The 21,037-nt window shown below is 53.6% G+C and carries 16 protein-coding genes and 1 riboswitch; of the genes, 14 read left to right on the forward strand and 2 right to left on the reverse strand.

The features are described from left to right. Nucleotides 1-8 precede the first annotated feature (8 nt). The 9 genes from NST26_RS04350 to NST26_RS04390 all read left to right on the forward strand — a co-directional run bounded on the left by NST26_RS04350 (nucleotide 9) and on the right by NST26_RS04390 (nucleotide 14,466). On the forward strand, nucleotides 9-1,109 hold the full coding sequence (locus tag NST26_RS04350) for a glycosyltransferase (RefSeq protein WP_036723418.1): 1,101 nt from the start codon (nucleotides 9-11) through the stop codon (nucleotides 1,107-1,109). A 4-nt stretch (nucleotides 1,110-1,113) separates the two neighbouring features. Continuing rightward, nucleotides 1,114-2,454, forward strand: a complete 1,341-nt coding sequence (locus NST26_RS04355; protein WP_036723416.1) for a UDP-glucose dehydrogenase family protein — start codon at nucleotides 1,114-1,116, stop codon at nucleotides 2,452-2,454. 71 nt (nucleotides 2,455-2,525) lie between these two features. After that, nucleotides 2,526-2,864, forward strand: coding sequence for a hypothetical protein (locus tag NST26_RS04360; RefSeq protein WP_340978645.1), 339 nt, complete (start codon nucleotides 2,526-2,528; stop codon nucleotides 2,862-2,864). Between the two features lie 850 nt (nucleotides 2,865-3,714). Then, entirely contained in the window at nucleotides 3,715-5,088 is a 1,374-nt protein-coding gene (locus NST26_RS04365) for a sugar phosphate nucleotidyltransferase (RefSeq protein ID WP_339253882.1), read from the forward strand. A gap of 137 nt (nucleotides 5,089-5,225) precedes the next feature. Then, nucleotides 5,226-5,306, forward strand: a riboswitch (cyclic di-GMP riboswitch). 14 nt (nucleotides 5,307-5,320) lie between these two features. Beyond that, nucleotides 5,321-7,681, forward strand: a complete 2,361-nt coding sequence (locus NST26_RS04370; protein WP_340978646.1) for a PA14 domain-containing protein — start codon at nucleotides 5,321-5,323, stop codon at nucleotides 7,679-7,681. Between the two features lie 192 nt (nucleotides 7,682-7,873). After that, on the forward strand, nucleotides 7,874-9,394 hold the full coding sequence (locus NST26_RS04375; protein ID WP_340978649.1) for a glycosyl hydrolase: 1,521 nt from the start codon (nucleotides 7,874-7,876) through the stop codon (nucleotides 9,392-9,394). Between the two features lie 76 nt (nucleotides 9,395-9,470). Continuing rightward, entirely contained in the window at nucleotides 9,471-12,155 is a 2,685-nt protein-coding gene (locus tag NST26_RS04380; protein WP_340978651.1) for a discoidin domain-containing protein, read from the forward strand. Between the two features lie 129 nt (nucleotides 12,156-12,284). Beyond that, nucleotides 12,285-13,763: a potassium/proton antiporter gene (locus tag NST26_RS04385; RefSeq protein WP_339253887.1), complete on the forward strand. Its 1,479-nt coding sequence runs from the start codon at nucleotides 12,285-12,287 to the stop codon at nucleotides 13,761-13,763. Between the two features lie 247 nt (nucleotides 13,764-14,010). After that, nucleotides 14,011-14,466, forward strand: a complete 456-nt coding sequence (locus tag NST26_RS04390) for a Dps family protein (RefSeq protein WP_076078998.1) — start codon at nucleotides 14,011-14,013, stop codon at nucleotides 14,464-14,466. A gap of 155 nt (nucleotides 14,467-14,621) precedes the next feature. On the opposite strand, the gene NST26_RS04395 is transcribed toward NST26_RS04390, so the two are convergent. Together NST26_RS04395 and NST26_RS04400 are read right to left on the reverse strand one after the other, a co-directional pair. Continuing rightward, nucleotides 14,622-15,326 carry an AIM24 family protein gene (locus NST26_RS04395; RefSeq protein WP_036723116.1) on the reverse strand — a complete coding sequence of 235 codons (705 nt, stop codon included), beginning with the start codon at nucleotides 15,324-15,326 and terminating at the stop codon, nucleotides 14,622-14,624. A gap of 12 nt (nucleotides 15,327-15,338) precedes the next feature. Beyond that, entirely contained in the window at nucleotides 15,339-15,830 is a 492-nt protein-coding gene (locus NST26_RS04400) for a hypothetical protein (RefSeq protein WP_339253888.1), read from the reverse strand. A 208-nt stretch (nucleotides 15,831-16,038) separates the two neighbouring features. Here NST26_RS04400 and NST26_RS04405 point away from each other — a divergent pair, with 208 nt between their 5' ends. From NST26_RS04405 to NST26_RS04425, 5 genes are all read left to right on the forward strand, one after another. Further along, entirely contained in the window at nucleotides 16,039-16,725 is a 687-nt protein-coding gene (locus NST26_RS04405; RefSeq protein ID WP_209879442.1) for a M50 family metallopeptidase, read from the forward strand. Between the two features lie 187 nt (nucleotides 16,726-16,912). Further along, complete coding sequence (locus tag NST26_RS04410; RefSeq protein ID WP_340978657.1) at nucleotides 16,913-17,596, forward strand: hypothetical protein; 684 nt, start codon at nucleotides 16,913-16,915, stop codon at nucleotides 17,594-17,596. A 233-nt stretch (nucleotides 17,597-17,829) separates the two neighbouring features. Then, a complete protein-coding gene (locus NST26_RS04415) occupies nucleotides 17,830-18,795 on the forward strand; it encodes a helix-turn-helix transcriptional regulator (RefSeq protein WP_036723123.1) in 966 nt (321 codons plus the stop codon). Between the two features lie 259 nt (nucleotides 18,796-19,054). Further along, nucleotides 19,055-20,044, forward strand: coding sequence for an ABC transporter ATP-binding protein (locus tag NST26_RS04420; RefSeq protein ID WP_340978658.1), 990 nt, complete (start codon nucleotides 19,055-19,057; stop codon nucleotides 20,042-20,044). Next, complete coding sequence (locus tag NST26_RS04425; protein WP_340978660.1) at nucleotides 20,041-21,033, forward strand: ABC transporter ATP-binding protein; 993 nt, start codon at nucleotides 20,041-20,043, stop codon at nucleotides 21,031-21,033. The genes NST26_RS04420 and NST26_RS04425 overlap by 4 nt, the downstream gene beginning before the upstream one ends. Nucleotides 21,034-21,037 lie beyond the last annotated feature (4 nt).

Below are 21,037 nucleotides of genomic sequence, written 5' to 3' on the forward strand. Positions count from 1 at the left end.
TGATTCACATGAAAATTGCGATCGCGCACGATTATTTAATCCAGATGGGCGGGGCGGAACGGGTGGTGGAGGTGTTTCATCACATGTACCCGGAAGCTCCGATCTTCACAACGGTTTTTAACGGAAGCCGCCTGACCGATAACCTCAAAGATGCCGATATCCGGGCCTCCTGGCTGCAGAAGATTCCGGGAGTGAAGCGTAACTTCAAAGGGGTGCTCCCGCTCTACCCCATGGCTGTCCGCGATTTGGACTTCAGCGGGTATGATATCGTTCTTAGCTCCAGCAGTGCTTTTATGAAAAGCATTCAGGTGCCCGAGTCCACCTTCCATCTGTGCTACTGTCATACGCCGATGCGTTTCGCCTGGGACTATGACACATACATGGAGCGGCAATCGAATTCCGGGTTGTTCAAAAGACTGCTTAAGGTGTATATGCAGCGGCTCAAGAACTGGGATCAGCGCACCTCCAAAAATGTGAACCAGTTCGTCGCCAACTCCTCAGTCGTGAAGACGCGGATTCAGAATTATTACCACCGGGATTCCGATGTGATTTTCCCGCCCATCAATACGGCCCGCTTCTCCAGCTCTACGAGCATCGGCGATTATTATCTGATTGTCTCGCGGCTGGTCTCCTACAAGCGGATCGATCTGGCGGTGGAGGCGTTCAACCGTAACGGGCTCAAGCTGTATATTGTCGGGGACGGACCGGACAGGAAGCGTCTGGAAGGCATGGCCAAGGGGAATGTTTCGTTTCTGGGCCGGCTGGAGGATGAGGAAGTCACAGGGCTGATGTCCCAGTGCCGGGCGTTTGTTTTCCCGGGGGAAGAGGATTTCGGCATCACGCCGCTGGAGGCGAATGCTGCTGGAAGACCGGTCATCGCCTATCAGGCCGGGGGAGCGCTGGACACGATTATTCCATACGTTAACGGCGTGTTTTTCCAGCATCAGGAAGTTGATGATTTGCTTAAGGCCATTGATGAGGTGGAGTCCTATGCGTGGGATATCGACCAGATTATGGGCCATGCACGCAAATTCGATGAGCAGGCGTTTATGGTTCAGTTCAAGCAGTATGTGGAACAGGCCTACGTCAATTTCCTAAAAGGAGGATGAAAGTATGAAACTCGCAGTGATTGGTACCGGCTATGTAGGACTTGTATCAGGCGTATGCTTTACCCTAAATGGAAATCATGTCATCTGTGTGGATAAGGATGAACAGAAGATCGAGAAGCTGAACCGGATGGAATCCCCTATCTATGAGCCGGGCATTGAGGCCCTGATTGAAATGAATCTGCGCGAGGGGCGGCTGAGCTTCTCGTCCGATCTTCAGGAGTCGGTCCGCCGCTCCGATATCGTCATTCTTGCCGTGGGTACGCCTTCTCTGCCGGGCGGCGAAGCCGACCTGAGATATATCGAAGGGGCGGCTGCCGAGATTGCGCAGGCGATGGAAGGCTATAAGATCATTATGACCAAGTCGACCGTCCCTGTTGGAACCAATGAGCGCATCCGCCAGCTGATCTCCTCCCTCACGAATCATCCCTTCGATATCGTCTCTGCGCCTGAATTCCTCCGTGAAGGCTCTGCCATCCGCGACACGCTTCATCCCGACCGGATCGTAATCGGACTGGATAATCAGGCGCTTGAGCCGACCATGCGCGAGCTGCATAAGGGCTTCACAGAGAATGTATTCGTCACGGATATCCGCAGCGCCGAGATGATCAAATATGCCTCGAATGCTTTTCTGGCGACGAAGATCTCCTTCATTAATGAGATTGCCAACATTTGCGAAAAGGTAGGAGCGGATGTCACCGAAGTCGCAGGCGGCATGGGGATGGACCAGAGAATCGGTGCGACCTTCCTGCAGGCCGGTATCGGCTATGGCGGCTCCTGCTTCCCGAAGGATACCAATGCGCTGATCCAGATTGCCGGGAATGTGGATTATGAGTTCAAGCTGCTCAAATCCGTCGTTGAAGTCAATAAAGGCCAGCGCTTCATGATTATCTCCAAGCTCCATGAATCGCTCGGCAGCCTGCGCGGCGCGGTCATTGGCATCTGGGGGCTTGCCTTCAAGCCCAATACCGATGATGTCCGCGAGGCCCCGGCCCGTGAGATCGTCGAGGCGCTGGTCGCTGAGGGCGCCATCGTGAAGCTGTACGATCCCATCGCCGCCGAGAACTTCCGCAAGGAATACGATCACCCGCAGCTCCGCTGGTGCGGACTGGCCGAAGAGGCAGCCGAGGGCAGCGATGCTGTCTGCCTGCTGACCGACTGGAGCCAGTTCAAGGAGATCAACCTGCACCAGCTTGCCGGAACCATGCGCCGCCAGGTGCTGATCGACGGCCGCAATGTCTATACCAAAGAGCAGATCGAGGGCACCGGCCTCGAATATATCTCCGTCGGCCGCCCGCAGATGGGCGGGCTTAGCGGATTCTCCGCCAGCGTGGCTGGCGCGGTGTAGACCGGCAATCCACTTGAAGCGTTACGGCGATAAATCCCATTGAATGCGCCGAAAGTGGGCTGGATGGCGAAATGAGAGGGATAAATCCCATTAAATGCGCCGAAAGTGGGCTGATGGGCGACTGGAGAGGGATAAATCCCATTGAATGCGCCGAAAGTGGGCTGATGGGCGACTGGAGAGGGATAAATCCCATTAAAAGCGCCGAAAGCGGGCTGGACGGCGAAATGAGAGGGATAAATCCCATTAAATGCGCCGAAAGTGGGCTGGATGGCGAAATGAGAGGGATAAATCCCATTAAATGCGCCGAAAGTGGGCTGGCTGGCGAAATGAGAGGGATAAATCCCATTGAATGCGCCGAAAGTGGGCTGAGCGATGAAATGAAGGAGATAAATCCCTCTGATGGTGCTTAAAGTTGCCTAAATGGAGCAAATGAGGAGCAGAAGTGCCCCTGATTTCCCGGATGCGGGCCAAATGGAGCAAATGAGGAGCACAAGTGCCCCTGAATCCCAGGAATGTTGGCTAAACGAGCAAATGAGGAGCACAAATGCCCCTGAATCCCGGGAAAGTTGGCTAAATGAGCAAATGAGGAGCACAAGTGCCCCTGATTTCCCGGATGCGGGCCAAATGGAGCAAATGAGGAGCACTAGTGTCTAGTACTTAACTAACCAGCTTCTGCCGCCGCGAAGTTACGCGGTGAGCCCTTGGCACAAGAGTCTTGAATTCCGGTCTTGAATTCCGGTCTTGAATTCCATTGTCTTGGAACTCTTGTTCTCTCCAGCCGCTAGGTCAGCGGCGACGCCTTGGAACAAGCGGCACTTAAGAGTCTTTGAGCCTTTGAATTTTTCTCCGCCGCAACAGTAGGCGGCAACCAGAGATTCAACTGTCGTGCAGCCTAGCAGCCGTCAGTAAGGTTTTCAACTGCTGCCGCGCAAGTATAGCGGCGGCCCGGCTCCCCTTGCCGCTACCACAAGCGGCAATATCGGATCTTTAGCCGGGAGCTTCGCCAGCGGGCGAAGCGGATATAAAATCACAAGCCTGTTATGAAATGGAGCGGAGAGGAATTTTGGAGCTGTAGGAGCGTTAGCGTCCGCCTTTGTCTCCGGATGTTATCTGCTGCAAGCAATATAATCAACAACATCTGGAGACAACAGCGGCCGTAAGCCCAAAATTCCTTGCAGCGACCCTCATAACAGGCGGGATTTTAACTCACAGCTCCGCAACAAGAAATACCCAATAACAATACGATATGGAGGGTTCACTATGAAACTAGTACTTCTATCAGGCGGCTCCGGCAAGCGGCTCTGGCCGTTGTCCAATGATTCACGCTCCAAGCAATTTCTGAAGGTACTGGCAAGCCCGGCAGGTGAACCGGAATCAATGGTACAACGGGTATGGAGACAGCTGGAGGAGAACGGCATGGCCGGGTCCTCGTATCTGGCGACCGGGCGCAGCCAGGTGGAGATGATCCAGAGCCAGCTCGGCAGCGAGGTGCCGATCATCGTGGAGCCGGAGCGGCGGGATACCTTCCCGGCTATTGCGCTGACGGCGGCCTACCTGTATTCCATCGCGGGGGTGTCCCCAAGCGAGACCGTGGCGATTCTGCCGGTGGACCCATACGTGGAATCCTCCTTTTTCGAAACGGTGCTGCAGCTGGAGAACACCATGCTGGTGAGCGGGGCGAACCTGGCGCTGATGGGCGTAGTTCCCGAGCATGCTTCGGAGAAATACGGCTACATTATTCCAACGGGCGCAGATGCGGGAGCGAATGGTTACCTGCAAGTGAGCCACTTCCAGGAGAAGCCGGACCGCATCCAAGCTGAGGAGCTAATCAGGCGGGGAGCGCTCTGGAACTGCGGAGTGTTCGCCTTCCGTCTGGGTTACCTGCTGGATATACTGCAGCGCAAAGGGCTGCCGCTCAATTACGAGGAGCTGCAGAAGCAGTATAAGCTGCTGTCCTCGATTAGCTTCGATTACGAAGTGGTGGAGAAAGAAGAGAACATCGTCGTGCAGCCTTACGCCGGATTCTGGAAAGACCTGGGCACCTGGAATACGCTGACCGAGGAAATGACCAGTAACCATGTCGGCAAAGGCTTTATCACCGCTGACTCCGAAGGCACCTGCCTCATTAACGAGCTGGATATTCCAATCACGGTAATCGGGGCGAAGGATCTGATTATCGCCGCCAGCCCGGACGGCATTCTGGTGACACACAAGGCCGAGAGTCCGCGGATCAAGGAAGTGCTGAAGACTTTTGAACAAAGACCGATGTACGAGGAACGCCGCTGGGGCCACTACAAGGTGATCGATTATGTGAAATATGATGAGGGCAACGAGGTGCTGACCAAGCGGATTTTCATCAATGAGGGCAAAAATATCAGCTACCAGCTGCATCACAAACGCAGTGAAATCTGGACCTTCGTCAGCGGGGAAGCCAGCATTGTCATCAATGAGAAGATGCATAAGGTGAAGGCGGGAGATGTGGTGCGGATACCGGAAGGGACCAAGCATGCCATTCTTGCTCTTACCGATGTGGAGTTCATTGAGGTGCAGACAGGGTCTGAGCTGGTAGAGGAGGACAATATCCGTATTACTCTGGACTGGGAGGATATCGCTCTACATCAGTTCATTTCGTAGGTCTAACTTATCTATTTAACCAATTGTTACAATTTTTAATCAGGCATTTAGAACTATTTTTCAGACAAAATTTGTTTTTACTCTACATTAAATTTGCATATCGACGATACTTACGGTAAGAGGGATTGATCCTTCCAAAACGACAATGGCAAACCTAATCGAAAGATAGGGACGCAAAGCTATAGGGCCTTCGCAAGAGTGGCAGCCTGGCTACCGAAAGGAAGAGAATATTGTGAAAACTTACCGTAAGTCTCGTTTGCTCTGCGCTGTGCTGTCGCTGGCCGTGGTATTGTCTGCTGTACCCGTGGGACTGGGAATCGCCCCGTCCACTGTCAAGGCTGCTTCCTCTACAGGAGCGCCCGTGAACCCTAATGCCTCAGCCGAGGCGGTCAAGCTGCTGAACAGTCTCTATGAGATCTCCGGGAACGGAATCATTACAGGGCAGCATGACTATTTCGAAAGTCCGGATGAGCTGAGCAACAAGCTGAAGGGAACAAGCGGACAATACGCCGCACTGCATGGGTATGAGCTTGGAGCAATCGGTGGACAGAGCGAGAGCGGAGTAGCTGCACAACGCAAAAATATCGTCTGGAGTGCAACGAACTGGTCCAGAGCGGGCGGCATTGTCGCCATGACCTTCCACCAGAGTCTGCCGGGCACCAAGTACGAATGGTCCAATGTGCAGAAGCCAATTACTCAGGCGCAATTTAACAAATACGTAACCCCCGGCACGCCAGAGTATAATGCTCTAATCACTGATCTGGATAAAGTAGCTGTCTCTCTGAAAAGTCTGCGGGATGCTAAGGTTCCGATCCTCTGGAGACCGTACCATGAAATGAACGGCGGCTGGTTCTGGTGGGGCAAGAAAGACAACTTCACTGCACTATGGAATATTATGTATGACCGGTTCGTGAACGTTCATCAGTTAAATAATCTGATTTGGGTATGGAACCCGAATGCGCCGAATGCCAACTCTGATCCCTATGCACGGACCTATCCGGGCGCGGACAGAGTGGATGTGCTGGCAGCAGATATATATAATAACGACTACTCGAATAAATATCATGATGATCTGACCAGCCTGGCTGGCGGCAAACCGATCGGCATCGGCGAGAACGGCGAAATGCCGAACATCTCGAAGCTGAAGCTGACCCAGCAGAATTACGTGTTCATGATGAACTGGGGCAAGATGCTCTATGAGAATAACAGCACGGCTACGATCAAGAATTTCATGAATGACAGCTACACACTGACCCGTGACCAATATAAGGCCTGGTCTGCTCCGGCGGCGGCTCCTAAGCCAACGGCAACGCCTACCGCAACGCCGACTGCAACACCAACACCAACGCCGACTGCAACACCGACACCAACGCCGACTGCAACACCAACACCAACGCCGACTGTAACACCAACGCCGACTGCAACACCAACCGTTGCGCCGATTCCGAAGCCGGTCCCAACCTCCGGTGATACGGACAGTAAGCCTGCCCAGAATGGCTTGCTTGGAGAATACTTCAAGAACATGACGCTCTCGGGAACGCCGGTTATGGTGCGTAACGATGATGTCATCAGCTTCAATTGGCGCCAGGGTACTCCTAATGCTGCACTCGGCGTGGATTACTTCTCGATCCGCTGGACCGGCCAGATTAAGCCGGCTTACAGTGAGACCTATCAGTTCTATACTACATCGGATGACGGTATCCGCTTGTGGGTGAACGGCACAGCAGTCATCGACAGCTGGGTCAAGCAGAGCGGAACTGCCCGCACAGGAAGCATTGCCTTGACTGCCGGGCAACTGTACGATATCAAGGTAGAGTATTACGAGAATGCAGGCGATGCGAATGTCCATCTGATGTGGCAGAGCCCCAGCCAGGTGAAGGGAACCGTACCTGCAAGTGCGCTTTTCTCCAGAGCAGGCAACACATCCATACCTGCTCCGGCTGCAACAGCAGTACCGACAACGGTACCAGCAGCGACAGCAGCACCAGCACAGACAGCAACGCCGGCACCAGTAACGACACCAATGCCAACACCAGCACCAACACTGACGCCAGTAACGACACCAACGCCAACACCGGTGCCTACGCCGACAGCGGTTCCTGTTCCCGTTCCTTCTCCTACAGCAACATCGGCGGATCCGCCGGTAGAAGTTCCTGCTGCCAATGGACTGTACGCGGAATACTTCAATAACATGACACTTTCGGGCGAACCCGCTGTAGTGCGTACCGATGCTGTGCTTGATTTCAACTGGCGCCAAGGCTCACCGGATGCCGCTATCGGCATAGACTTCTTCTCTGTCCGCTGGAGCGGGAAGATGAAGCCGCTGTACACGGAGACTTATCAGATCTACACCACTTCCGATGACGGTATCCGCGTACGGGTGAACGGTGAGCTTGTGATTGACAGCTGGGTGAAGCAGAGCGGCACCGAACGCATGGGCAGCATCAGCCTGACCGCAGGCGAGCTGTATGATATTCAGGTAGAGTATTATGAGAATCAAGGGGATGCAAAAGCGCGGCTGATGTGGCAGAGTCCAAGCCAGGCCAAAGGAACCATTCCGGCAAGCGCGTTGTTCCTCCCGTCCGCTTCGTAAGCTCATAAGGTCCGCAGCTGTGTTCAACATTGGCGCTGTTACTGGTTAAGACGTTACAATTATAAATCCTGTAAGCCACTCTTAATGGCCCTGCTTACCAGCAGGGCTACTAAGCTATAGAAAGGCAGACAATCCGGCAGGCGTAACCTCCGGGGCCCTGCCGGAGAGTGTGGCTGAAGAAAGGAGATTACATTGAACACTTACCGTAAGTACAGGCTATATACAACTATTTTTCCTCTAATCCTTATCCTTTCATTGCTTCCATGGGGGGAAGGGCGCAGTCTGCCCGCAGCCGCCAAGGTTACGGCACCTGCCGCCCCCGCTCCCATACAGCCCATTAATCCTTCGGCCTCCAAGGAGGCTTCCGCACTGTTAAGCTATCTTAGTAATCTCAGCGGCAAGGGGATGATATCCGGCCAGCATGATTACCTGGAGAGCCCCGATGAATTTAATAATAAGCTCCGCACCACAACCGGCCGCTATGCCGTTCTGCATGGCTATGAGCTGGGAGCCATAGGCAACCAGTCCAAGGAGACCATTGCCAAGCAGCGTCAGGCTGTCGTGGACAGCGCCATCCGTTGGCATGAGGGCGGCGGTATTGTCGCCATGACCTTCCATCAGAATCTGCCGGGAACCGCGCCGGTATGGACCAATGTGCAGAAGCCGCTGAGCCAGAGTCAATTCAAGCTGTATGTCACTCCCGGAACGCCGCAGTACAAAGCCCTGGTCGCTGAGCTGGATGAAGTGGCCAAGTATCTGGGCGAGCTGCGCGATGCCGGAGTTCCGGTGTTATGGCGGCCCTATCATGAGATGAACGGCGGCTGGTTCTGGTGGGGGCAGAAGGATGACTTCGCGAAGCTCTGGGACCTGGTCTATGACCGCATGGTGAATACGCATAAGCTGAATAATCTGCTGTGGGTATGGAATCCGAATGCTCCCAACAAGTCGTCTGAGCCGTATGCCGCCTATTTTCCCGGCATCGCCAAGGTGGATATTCTGGCCGCCGACATTTATGACAATGATTTCAAACAGTCTTATTATGACAGCCTCCTGAAGCTGGCCGATGGCAAACCGATCGGAATCGGGGAGAGCGGAGAGCTTCCAGACCCTGTCATCATGTCTCAAAAACAAAGCAAATGGGTATATACGATGACATGGGGCAAGATGCTGGTTGAGAATAACCCGACCGTGAAAATTCAAAGCTTCATGAACCATAAATACACGGTATCGCGGGAGGATTACAAGCTCGCGGCGGGTGCCAAAACGCATGCGGCGGCTGTAAGCTCAAGGAACGGCCTGAGAGGCCAGTATTATGGCAATATGGACCTGTCCGGCACACCGCTGCTTACCCGTAATGACAGCACCCTTCAATTCAACTGGCATGGCAGTTCACCGGCTCCCGGCCTTCCCAAGGATTCATTCTCGGTACGCTGGACCGGGACCCTTAAGCCTCTCTACAGTGAAAAGTATACGTTCACCGCTTCTTCGGATGACGGCATCCGCGTATGGATCGGCGGCAAGCTCCTGATCGACAGCTGGAAGAACCAGAGCAGTGCGAGCAAGGAGGGCAGCATCACGCTCTCTGCGGGTACCCCCTACGCCATCAAGGTGGAGTATTACGAGAACCGCGGGGATGCCAGCGTCAGTCTGATGTGGAGGAGCCAGAGCCAGAAGCAGATGATTATTCCCCAGAGCGCGCTGACGCTTCCTTAAGGAAGCTCCGCGGAAAACGAAGTGTGACGTAAACCAGGTACAGCATAGAATTCCGGAAGAAAGCGAGGACAAGGGAATGAGGACTAGAGTTCAAAAGAAACCCAGTAAATATCTCCACCGACTACTAAAATTTGCAGCACTGATCATCTTGATTCTGTTGTCCGTCTCTGTCTTCGGAGATTACGGGACGAAGGACGGTGAAGATGATGTGGATCTGTCTTCATTGTCGGCGGCCAAGGATGCCGGTCCTGAGATGCCGGAAGGAACTGTTCTATGGAAGCTTGGCAAGCATGACGGCTCTGCCGGTGAGTTCAAGGCGGCAGGGTCAAGCGGGGTGAAGAAGACACTCAGCATAGCTTCAACCACTGCCAGGTCGGCAGAGCTGAAGTCACTGCCCTCCGGCCTGCATGGGGAGACCAACCCGGAGCTGCGGATTCAGTATGAGCTGGATAAGATCCCGGAGCACGGGGTCTTATTTCGCGTGAGCATTATCGATGCTTACAAATCCGTTCCCCAGATGAGCGTGTTCTCCAACCGTCAGCTCTCAGGCATCATTCAGATCGCCGGGATTGCCGGAACAGGCAGCAAATACGACTTCCGCAAAACCTATGAGCTGTACATTCCCAAAGAGCAGCTCATCAGCGGCACCAACGAGCTGACGCTGCGGACGGCCAGAGGAATCTATTCCTCAGAGGCTGAGGATAAGTACAACTGGTGGACATGGGATAATCTCAGTCTGGAGGCGCTGAAGTCTCCGATTAAGGAGCCGATTCACGGCAGCTATACGCTGACGGGAACGGTGGTGAATAACAAGCAGTTTTATTTTGACGAGGGGGCGGTTACCCATCTGCCCTATATTATGAAGTGGCTGGGTGTAGCCTATAGCGGCAATATCATGCGGACCAGCTGTGCCAGCGATGTAGGCCGCTCGTGTGAGAATATGGAGGAGTACTACAAGGTCCTGAAGGATTACAATATGCAGGCCGTAGCGCTCTATCTGTACACAGGCGATATCAAGCTGAAGGCGGATGGAACGCTGCCAGAGGATGCGGAGAAGAAGCTGACGGATTATTTCCAGAAGTACAGCCCGTACTTCCAGTATTACGAGGTGGATAACGAACCGGGCCTGTTCAACCGTTCCAAAGCGGTCAATCTGGCCATAGCCGAGTGGCTGAACAGCAAGGGTAAGACGATCGCACCGCATCTGCAGACGGTTGCACCCGGATGGGCCTACTGGCCGGGCTACAGCGAAGACTCGTGCGGCAATCAGAAGGGTCCGGTGAAGCAGTGCGGAGACCCGGACGGCTGGGAACGCGATCCGAAGCAGCGCGATGAGCTTGAAGCGGTAACGGATCTGACGAATGGCCATTCTTATGGGGATTCCTATATTTTCGGACAGGGCGGGAGCTTCACGGAGAACCTGAAGACCTTCGGGGGCTCGGTAGACGGACTTAGCAAAAAAATGCTCGCCACCGAGTTCGGCACCTCGGACTCCCATGTGGACGCGTATCAATATGGGGCCAAGGAGCGGACTTCAGCGGTGTTCGACCGGATTATGCGGGCACATATCGGCTATGCCGAGATGTTCGTGCAGCATGCCGCCTTCTTCAAGAATTTCAGCCTGTTCAAATACGGCTTCAATCTGGAGGATCATGATCCGGCGGCTACAGAGATCTACTACACCAAGGAAGGCGAAGAATCCCGCGTCAGTATCATGCGCAGGCTGGATCTGGCTTATGCTACACACGGCGCTCCGCTGACCTACCAGATCAGCAATAAGGAGGAGCTGAAGGATAAGCTGGTCTACGTAAGAGCAGTGGACACCTCCACGCTTGAGCCGCTGGCGGGCAGCAAGGCGACATCCAACAAGGTGCTGGTGAACTTCGTCAATTTCGAGAAGACCGAGCAGACCGTTAAGGTCAAGGTCACTATGCCGAAGAAAACGGAGTACGAAGGAGAACGGTTCGGCAAGGGCGATACTTATGAGGAGGCCCGCAGCTATGTAACCGGCAGGGCTGCTTCGCCGGAGCTGGAATTCACGGAGACGCTGGCTCCGGGAGAAGGCGTGCAGTACATTCTGGAGCCTTCCTCTGAGGTGGCGGATATGGCGCCTCAGGGCCTGAAGGCGACTGCTGTCAAGGGATTATCGATGCATCTGAACTGGCTGGAAGCCCCCGGAGCAAGCTATGAAGTGCTCCGGGCGGACGGCCCGGACGAGAAGCTGAAGGTCATCGCTACAGCAGTGAAGGGAACCGAGTACAACGACAGCAAGCTGAAGGAAGGCACACTTTATACTTATGCTGTAAGAGTGTCCGGCTCTGGCATGATGTCAGAGAAGACACAGATTACAGCAACCGGACTTGTCCCGCTGGACCGGGCAGGCTGGAAGGTGACGTCCAGTGTGAGTAAGGAGGCTTCCAATCCGGCAGGGGCCATTGACGGAGACCGGCGGACCCGCTGGGATACGGTCAAGCATCAGGCTTCGGGGGAGTACTTCCAGATTGATCTGGGCGCAGAACATACGGTAGAAGCTATAGATATGGATTACCCTTTATCGCCATATGACTATCCGCGCGGCTACACTGTCCACGTATCGGAGGATGCCAAGAGCTGGAGACAGGTCGCAGCGGGCAAAGGCCAGCTGGAGAAGACCAAGATTACGTTTGCCCCGGTCAAGACCCGGCATATCAAGATTACCCAGACAGGCTCCGGCGGCAACTACTGGTCCATTCAGGAGCTGCAGGTGTATTCAAGAGAATGAAGGACGGCATAATAACCTCCGTGGAATTCAGCCCACCGGGGTTTTTTTCTGTCTCAGAATCATACACATACTATAAAATACATGGGGCTAAGGCGGATACCCGGCTCCGGGGAAGGTGTGAACCGGTTCATGACTCATCTTGCAGATCAAATCATCCTGCTGCTGGCGGCTTTGCTGCTGATCGCCGTGCTCTCCACCAAATTCTCCACCCGTTTTGGCATGCCTGCTCTGGTCCTGTTTATTGCAGCCGGCATGGTACTCAGCCATTTCATTTATTTCAACAATGCTTCGCTCACGCAGATTGCCGGCATTTTTGCCCTGGTGGTGATTCTGTTTGAGGGCGGGATGCAGACGAGCATGAAGGATATTCGCCCGATTCTGAAGCCGGCGTTGTCGCTGGCTACACTCGGAGTGCTGCTGACTGCGGTGATCGTCGGTGTGTTTGCCAAATTTATACTTGGAGTGCCCTGGGCGGAGAGCTTCCTGTTCGGGGCCATTGTCGGTTCGACAGATGCAGCGGCGGTATTCTCCGTGCTGGGCGGCAAAAATATCGACAAACGGCTAACCTCGACGCTTGAAGCCGAATCCGGCAGCAATGATCCGATGGCTGTATTCCTTACCGTGTCGCTGATTGAATGGGTGCAGCACCCAGATACCGCAGTCTTGCGCCTGGTGCTGTCGTTCTTCTGGGAGATGGGGGTAGGACTGCTGGTCGGGATCATCATCGGCAAACTGGCGGTGTACCTGATTAACCGGATTAATCTGGACTCCACCGGATTGTATCCAGTCATGGCGGTCGGCTTCGCAGTTCTGACTTACGGGGTTTCGGCTATGGTACACAGCAGCGGATTGCTAGCTGTCTATGTCATGGGGCTGGTGCTGGGGAATTCCGAGCTGATGTACCACCGCACCATTATGAATTTCAGTCATGGCTTTGCCTGGATGATGCAGATTGCCATGTTCATTCTGCTCGGGATGCTGGTCTTCCCGCAGGAGCTGGCGGCTGTGGCCTGGCAGGGGCTGCTGCTGTCCGTGATTCTGATGGCCCTAGCAAGGCCGCTCGGCGTATTCCTCAGCCTGCTGTTGTCCCGGTTCTCCTTCCGTGAAAAGACACTGATCTCCTGGGCCGGGCTCCGGGGAGCCGTCCCGATTGTCCTGGCGACCTACCCGCTGCTCGCGGGGCTGCCGCATGGCAGGCTGTTCTTCAATGTCGTATTCTTCGTTGTTCTGACCTCGGCAGTGATTCAGGGAACAACCATTTCACCCCTGGCCTCGCGGCTGAGGCTGGTGGGCCGGGAGCAGGAGTCCCAGCCATCCTTGATGGAGCTTGTCGCGCTAGGGAAGACTGATTCCGAATTCAATCATATCGGAATCGACCGGCAGATGGCGATATCCGGCATGCAGATAGCAGAGATCGGCCTGCCGGACGATATTCTGTTCACGGCCATTATACGGAACAAGACCATCGTGACGCCGCATGGCAGCACGGTGATTGAGCCCGGAGATACGGTATATGTGCTTAGCCCCAAGAGCAAGCGGGAGGAGATGCGTGCCATCTTCCGCAGCGGACTGGGACGGGCGGCAGAGACGGATATCCCTACGGTATAAGGGACATCCTACGGGAGGATGTAAGCTTCTCTTCCGGTTCAGGTGATTTATGTCAATCCATGTGCTTTTGCAGAATTGTGATTCAAATTATAGGATAGCCTCCCGGAGGAGTGCTAGAATGTGCAGTACATCAAGGATGCAGGACATTAGATTGCAATACAGTAAAAAGTGTGTTAAATTGTATATAGATTTAGAACGAGTCTAAATACAATGTATTGTAGAATACACATTCCGGGAGGTTATTTAAATGAGTACACAAGTTAACAGCCACACTGCACTGCATGCTGTTCTGAACCGTCAGACCGCGAACTGGACGTTGCTGGGAGTGAAGCTGCATCACTACCACTGGTATGTCAGCGGAACCCAATTCTTCACCCTGCATGAGAAATTCGAAGAGCTGTACAATGAAGCCGCGGGTTATGTGGATGAGCTGGCTGAGCGGCTGCTTGCCATCGGCGGACGTCCTGCTTCTACGATGGCAGAGTACCTGAAGCTCTCCAGCCTGAAGGAAGCTGCCGGCGGTGAGAGCGCCAAGGAAATGGTGGCACAGCTGGTTCAAGACTTCGCTGCCGTAGCTGAAGAGCTGAAGCAGGGCATTACTAGCGCAGAGGAGGTCAGCGACCAGCCTACCGCCGATCTGCTGATCGGCATCCGGACAAGTGTAGAGAAGACAGCCTGGATGCTGAACGCTTACCTTGCGTAATTCCGGCATAGGACATATAGAAGAGCGCCCGCGTTACACCTGCGGGCGCTCTTTGCTTAAAATATAAGAATTTATATGTTGCACACAATAACTTATCCTTCTATTTCTCGCTGAAACGGTACCGTCCTTTAAAAGGACGGCAATGCCGTTTCCATTTACTTAATAAATACACCGCCGAAGGGCAGGGCTTCCCGCAGGAATCGCTTGATAATACCGTCTTCATTATTGTCGCGCTCGAAGCGTCTGCTCTGGCGTCCGGCTTGGAACAGAACAGGCCCGTGGCCGGTCATCTTCCAGTGATAGCTCATATGCTGGCTGGCGAGATGGTTGCCGTACACCGTCAGCTCAAGCTTGGCATTCTCGGGATAAGCGATAATACTGCCGGCATCGACATAGAGCGGATCGAAGGGATGCAGCTCGGCTTCGCAGACCGTGCCCTCCGTCAGAATGCCGATGCTGCCGCGGCCGGAGAATTTGACCTTGACGATATCCCGGGTAATCAGCATATTCTTCATGCTCAGCACTCTCGTCTGCATCGTGACGCCCTTGCTGTAGAAGAAGAGGTGCCTGAAGTCGTAGAGCAGATCGCTTTTGCTGTCGAGCTGGATGGTCTTGACCCGGTAGCCGGGCGGCAGCGCGGCTGTGAACCGGCAAGGGCCGGTCAGATCCGCCCGGATCAGCTTGCGCTTGCGGTACATCCCCTTCACATCCATGAACCGGTCGGCCCGTCCCGCCGAAGGGCCCTGGTAGGCAATAATCTGCTGCGGATGCAGCACATGGACCTCCTCGTTCTCCTGAACGGTAAAAGCAACCGCCTGTCCGCTGCCGCTGTCGCCTTCATCCTGAATGTCAATGTTCATTCTTCATCCTCCTTAACGCAGCCGGTCGCTTCTTCTGGAGCGGTACCGCATTGTGAAGCGCAGCACCCGGATCAGCAGGAAGTAGCCCAGCAGAAGAGCAATCCCGGAGATGACCGTCACCTTGATCCGGTTGAAGTAGTTCTCTCTCGCCGTGCGGTCATTCTTCAGCTCGTCCACGACCTGGCTGAGCTGGCGGTTCTGCTCCTGCAGGGCAGCATTCTGGGACTGATACGTCTGCATTTGCTGCAGGCTGTCCGTCAGCTGGTCCTTGGCTTCACCGAGATCCTCCTTCGTCTGCTGAAGCTCTTCTGCAGTCTTCCGGTAACTCTCCTGCAGCTTGGTGACTTCTCCGGGAAGCTCCGAGAAGCTCTGGATTCCATTGTATATATCATTCAGATAATTGGCCTTGGCCTCGGGGGCAGGCCAAGTGAGAGTAAGGCCAAGCATAAGCAGGGACGAACCCAGCAGCTTCAGCAGCACTCCTGTTACCCGTCTTTTCATCAACTGATCACCACCTGTTAGAGCTAATTGTCTTCTCATTTTATCATAGCTGCTTGCCGTTTGAACAACCCGGGCGGCTGTAGGCATAATTACCCTTTGTATCTATGGAGAGAACCAAGAGGTAATACAGTGTTAAGGCAGGGATGGTTTCCATAATATTGAGTGTCGCTGCAAATTAACGTATACTGTGAACGGAAAGGGGCTGTATTCAATGAATAGATGGCTCAAAACACTGTTGTTCCTGGCGGGCTCCGCCCTGTTGACCCGGTTTATTCCGTTCTCCTCCTTATTCCGTAATCTGGATACCATGTTCCATGAATTCGGCCACGCGCTGATGACTCTGCTGCTCTCCGGCAATGTGCTGCGCATTGAGCTGTATTCTGATCACAGCGGTGTGACCTATTCGGCGATTGCTGCCGGAGGCAAGGCGATCCTGGTGTCGCTGGCGGGTTATCCTCTGGCTTCACTGTTCGCGTTGCTGCTCTTCTATTTCTATAGTAGAGATAAGCGGGAATGGGGGCTTGTTCTGACCAGCCTGGTCGCGCTGATTATGCTTGTGCTGTATGTACGGGGCGGCTTCGGGATGATCTGGCTAAGCGGCTTCATTCTGCTGAATGCTGCGATGCTGTTCCTCTGGCCGAAGGTCAGCAAGGTGTACTATCTGTTTCTTGCGTTCCTGACCCTGGAGGAGTCCGTGATGGGGACCTTATTCCTGGTCTATGCTTCCGTCGTGACACCTTCCCGGGCAGGGGATGCAGCGAATCTGGCCAGATTGACCATTTTACCGGCCCCTGTGTGGTCACTCCTGTTCTTCCTCTTCGCATTGCTGTGTGCAACCTGGGCCCTTGGGCTGTTCTTCCGGCATGAGAAGGCGGGCAGACGGGTCCGATTGATGTAATGCGTAAAACTTTGTTCGTCATATTTTGACAAAAGAATAGACTTTCATAAAGAGGCAATCACCTTTTGGGGTAGGTTGGCTCTTTTTTTGTCGATATTATAGGACCGAACATACATTCCATGACAAGGAGTTGTCCGCCAATATTGGTACATTAATAGAAGACCCAAATTAAGAAAGAGGTGGAAATATGCAAGCAAGTATTCAGACGTTGTTTACATGGAGCCAGGAGCGTATTTTGGCAGGCGGTGCCAAGAAAATAGTGCTGCTCGTGGAGTGGAAGGGAGCGCTACAAGGGGAGGATTCCCGCAAGAAGAGCCGGAAGGTGGTAGCCCGGGATATTGAGCTGCGTGTCTGGCTCGAAAGTCATGTCAAGGTAACAGGATGTTACGGCTGTAGTGCAGAAGATGGAGAGGGGAGATCACTGCTCCTGAAGCTTGGCAAAATCCATTCCGGGCAGCGCAGGTACATCGCCCTGGAATTCATGATGGCGGGTATGCCTGCAGGCATACATGAAGCCCTCTGGCTGCAATGGCAATACAAGCAGCCTACGGTGGAACGTATCCGCGAGCTGCCGCTCAAGAAGCTGGGAATCGAATATTCCCATCATACCGGCCTGCTGGGGGCAGGCTCCTGCTTCCATGTGGAGAAGCATCTGGCGCTGCTGCAGACAGAGGCGCTAATCGCGGAAGCCCAGGAGGCCCGGATGAAGAACAAGCCTGAGGTACCCGCAGATATTCTTCGCAGGCAGGCCGATCAACTACTCCTGATGGCTGCCCGCTCCGGGGATATGCAGCTGCTCAGAGAAGCGGAAGCGCTGTATAAAAGACTGGAGGCAGAGCATCTGCCGCTCAGCAGGATAGGAATGAGATAATTGCTGGGAAGCTGCGTAGATAGAATAGGAATTACCCATACATAGGGCTCAAATATAGAATCACACCGGGCGGAGCAGATAAAGAAATGCGTAATATCTAAATGTGGTAACATAGTAAAATAGTTCTATTATATTTTCTTATCTCGGTTATTACATCCTTGGTTATAGATATATATAACTAGTTTATTTAAAAATAATGGGTCTATTTTACCATAAGTCAAGGAGAACTGAATATGACAGACCGATTGATCCGGCTGATGCGCATCATTACGCTAGTTCAAGCCAAACCGGGAATTCTGGCCCGTGAGCTGGCGGAACGATGCGGCAACAGCGAGAGAACGATTTATCGGGATATGGATGCGCTCAGTGCCATGCATATCCCCATTACTCATATGGGACATGGCAAGGGGTATGCTTTTATCGGTAATTTCGCGCTGTACCCCTTGGATTGGTCAGAAGAGGAAGAAGAGGCTTTTTCACAGTTGCGCAGTATTATGGCGGAGATCAAACCTTTGCTGCCCCCGGGCTTTGAAGACGCATACGAGAAAGTGATGGCGGCAGATTATAAGCAAAAGGCAGAAAGGGAAGAAACAATGGAGCGTACGAAAAAGGAAGCCGGACCAAACTGGACGGAAAATAGCAGATCTCAGGGAGACCAGCCCCTCTTTCTGACCGACATTCTGGATGCGGTAATGAAGCAGCGAAGCATACAGGCCGACTATAGTGAGAACGCCTACGAAGAAAAAGGTATCCGGATTGATCCCTATTGCCTGGTCCCGCTAGAGAATCGTTTTCACCTGATTGGTTTCTGTCACCGCTTCGGGATCATCCGTACCTTTCATATTAACGGCTTCTCCAGTGTCAATCCGCTGGACAGGTGGTTCTCCAAAGACCAGTTCGATCTGCAGTCCTTCATGGAGCAGAAGTGGTCCCTGGAACAGGACAGCCTGCAGGTTGAATTCAGAGTCAAATTCTCGCAGCGGATGATGGAACGGCTGAAGCAGGAGGAGATGTTTGTGAAGCCGAGCAGGGTGGACCGCCAGAACCGCAGCCTGCATTTCAAGGTCGCTGTGGAGCAGGATATCGGCTTCGTTCATTGGATTATGAAATACAAGGAAGAGGCTGAGATTATGGAGCCGCTATATTACCGGGATGTGCTGAAGCAACAACTGGAGAAGTGGCTGTCGCTGTACAAATAACTGCAGGTATATTTTCCTCACACTTTTATGCTCTGATATATTCATATAAAATTCATAGGGTTAGTTATATGTACAAATTTTCCTTGCCTAGATAGGACATCCATAGTAAAGTTATACATTAAATAACAGTAATATGTATTTAAAGTTAATTAGATTACTTATTATGTTAGGTATTGGTTAATATATCTAACTTTTTAAATAGTTTTCCTGAGCAGGCATTTGACCTTCGTTCAATTTTTAACAGAAAAGAGGGAGAGACTTGATCCAGCCGATTCTGAGCATTGAAAACCTGCATACCCACTTTTTAACGGACCGCGGAGAGGTTCCGGCAGTGGATGGTGTCGATCTCTACATTAATCCGGGCGAAGTTCTGGGTGTCGTAGGAGAATCCGGCTGCGGTAAAAGTGTCACCTCCCTGTCTATCCTGAAGCTGGTCCCAAGCCCCCCAGGGAGAATTGTTGACGGACGCATCCTGCTGAAGGGCCGCGATATTGTTCCGCTGAAGGAGAAGGATATGCGCAAGATCCGGGGGGATTCGGTCTCGATGATCTTTCAGGAGCCGATGACCTCGCTGAATCCCTTATTCACGGTTGGACAGCAGATTATGGAGACGGTACGCCTGCACCGTGGTCTCTCCAGGAAGGAGGCCCGGGAGCATGCTGTCGGTATGCTGCGCAAGGTTGGAATTCCCCGGCCGGAAGCGATCATCGACGAGTACCCGCATCAGCTATCAGGAGGCATGCGCCAGCGTGTCATGATTGCCATGTCGATCTCCTGCAGCCCGGAGCTGCTGATTGCCGATGAGCCGACAACCGCGCTTGATGTAACCATTCAGGCTCAGATTCTGGAGCTGATCCGCCAGCTGAATGAGGAGCAGGGCACTGCCGTTATGCTGATTACCCATGATCTTGGCGTAGTAGCCGAGATGTGCCACCGTGTGGCTGTGATGTATGCCGGCAAGGTGGTGGAGGAAGGCAGTGTGCATGATATTTTCAAAAATCCGCTGCATCCGTATACGAGAGGACTGATTGCCTCCGTCCCCCGGATGGATGAAGCTAAGGAACGTCTCTACTCCATTCCGGGCAATGTGCCGATTCTCAGCACAGAGATGCAGGGCTGCCGGTTCGCACCGCGCTGCCCGGAGGTCATGGAGCTGTGCATGCAGAGCCTTCCGGCGCTGACACGGCAAGAGGAGCAGCACAGCTGCAGATGCTGGCTGCATGACAGTGAACAGGAGGATGCGGTATGAGTGAGAGCCTGCTTGAGGTCAAGGGACTCCGGAAGTATTATCCGCTGAACAAGGGCTTCTTCAGCCGGGAACGCGGCAGTGTGAAGGCTGTGGATGATATCTCCTTTGCTGTGAGCAAGGGAGAGACCTTCGGTCTGGTAGGGGAGAGTGGCTGCGGCAAATCGACTACCGGCCGCGCGCTGCTCCGGCTGATTGAGCCGACAGCGGGCGAGATCTGGTTCGAAGGGCAGGAGCTTACGAAGCTGTCTGCGGAAGATATGCGGCGGCAGCGCCGGGAGATGCAGATTGTCTTCCAGGACCCGTTCTCCTCCCTGGACCCGCGTCATACTGTGCAGCGTATTCTCGAAGAGCCGATGATTGTACACGCTACTTGCGATGCCAGGCAGCGCAAGGCAGAGGTGGAGCGGCTGGCGGATGTAGTCGGATTGTCCAGGGCCCATCTGCAGCGTTACCCTCACCAATTCTCCGGCGGACAACGCCAACGGATCGGCATTGCCAGAGCACTGGCACTCCATCCGAAGCTGATTATTGCGGATGAGCCTGTCTCTGCGCTGGATGTATCGATCCAGTCCCAGGTTATTAACCTGATGCAGGATTTGCAGCGGGAATTCGGCTTAACTTACATATTTATCGCCCATGATCTCAGTGTGGTGAAGCATATCTGCGACCGGGTAGCGGTAATGTACCTGGGGCGGATTGTCGAAATTACGGACAAGCATAAGCTTTATGCCCGGCCGCAGCATCCTTATACGCAGGCTCTGCTGTCTGCGGTTCCTGAACCTGATCCCGATATCCGTAAGGAGCGGATCATTCTGCAGGGGGAGGTACCAAGTCCGGCGAATGCGCCAGTCGGATGTGCATTTAACACGCGTTGTCCGCGCGTGACGGAGCAGTGCCGGGTGATCAGGCCTCCGCTGATGGAGACAGAATCCGGACACTTCACAGCCTGCCATCTCTATGATGGAGAAGCCAATACACCGCTTGCCTGATTTG

Origin of the sequence: Paenibacillus sp. FSL R7-0128 (genome assembly GCF_038002245.1) — a bacterium.
Classification (GTDB): domain Bacteria; phylum Bacillota; class Bacilli; order Paenibacillales; family Paenibacillaceae; genus Paenibacillus_AQ; species Paenibacillus_AQ silagei.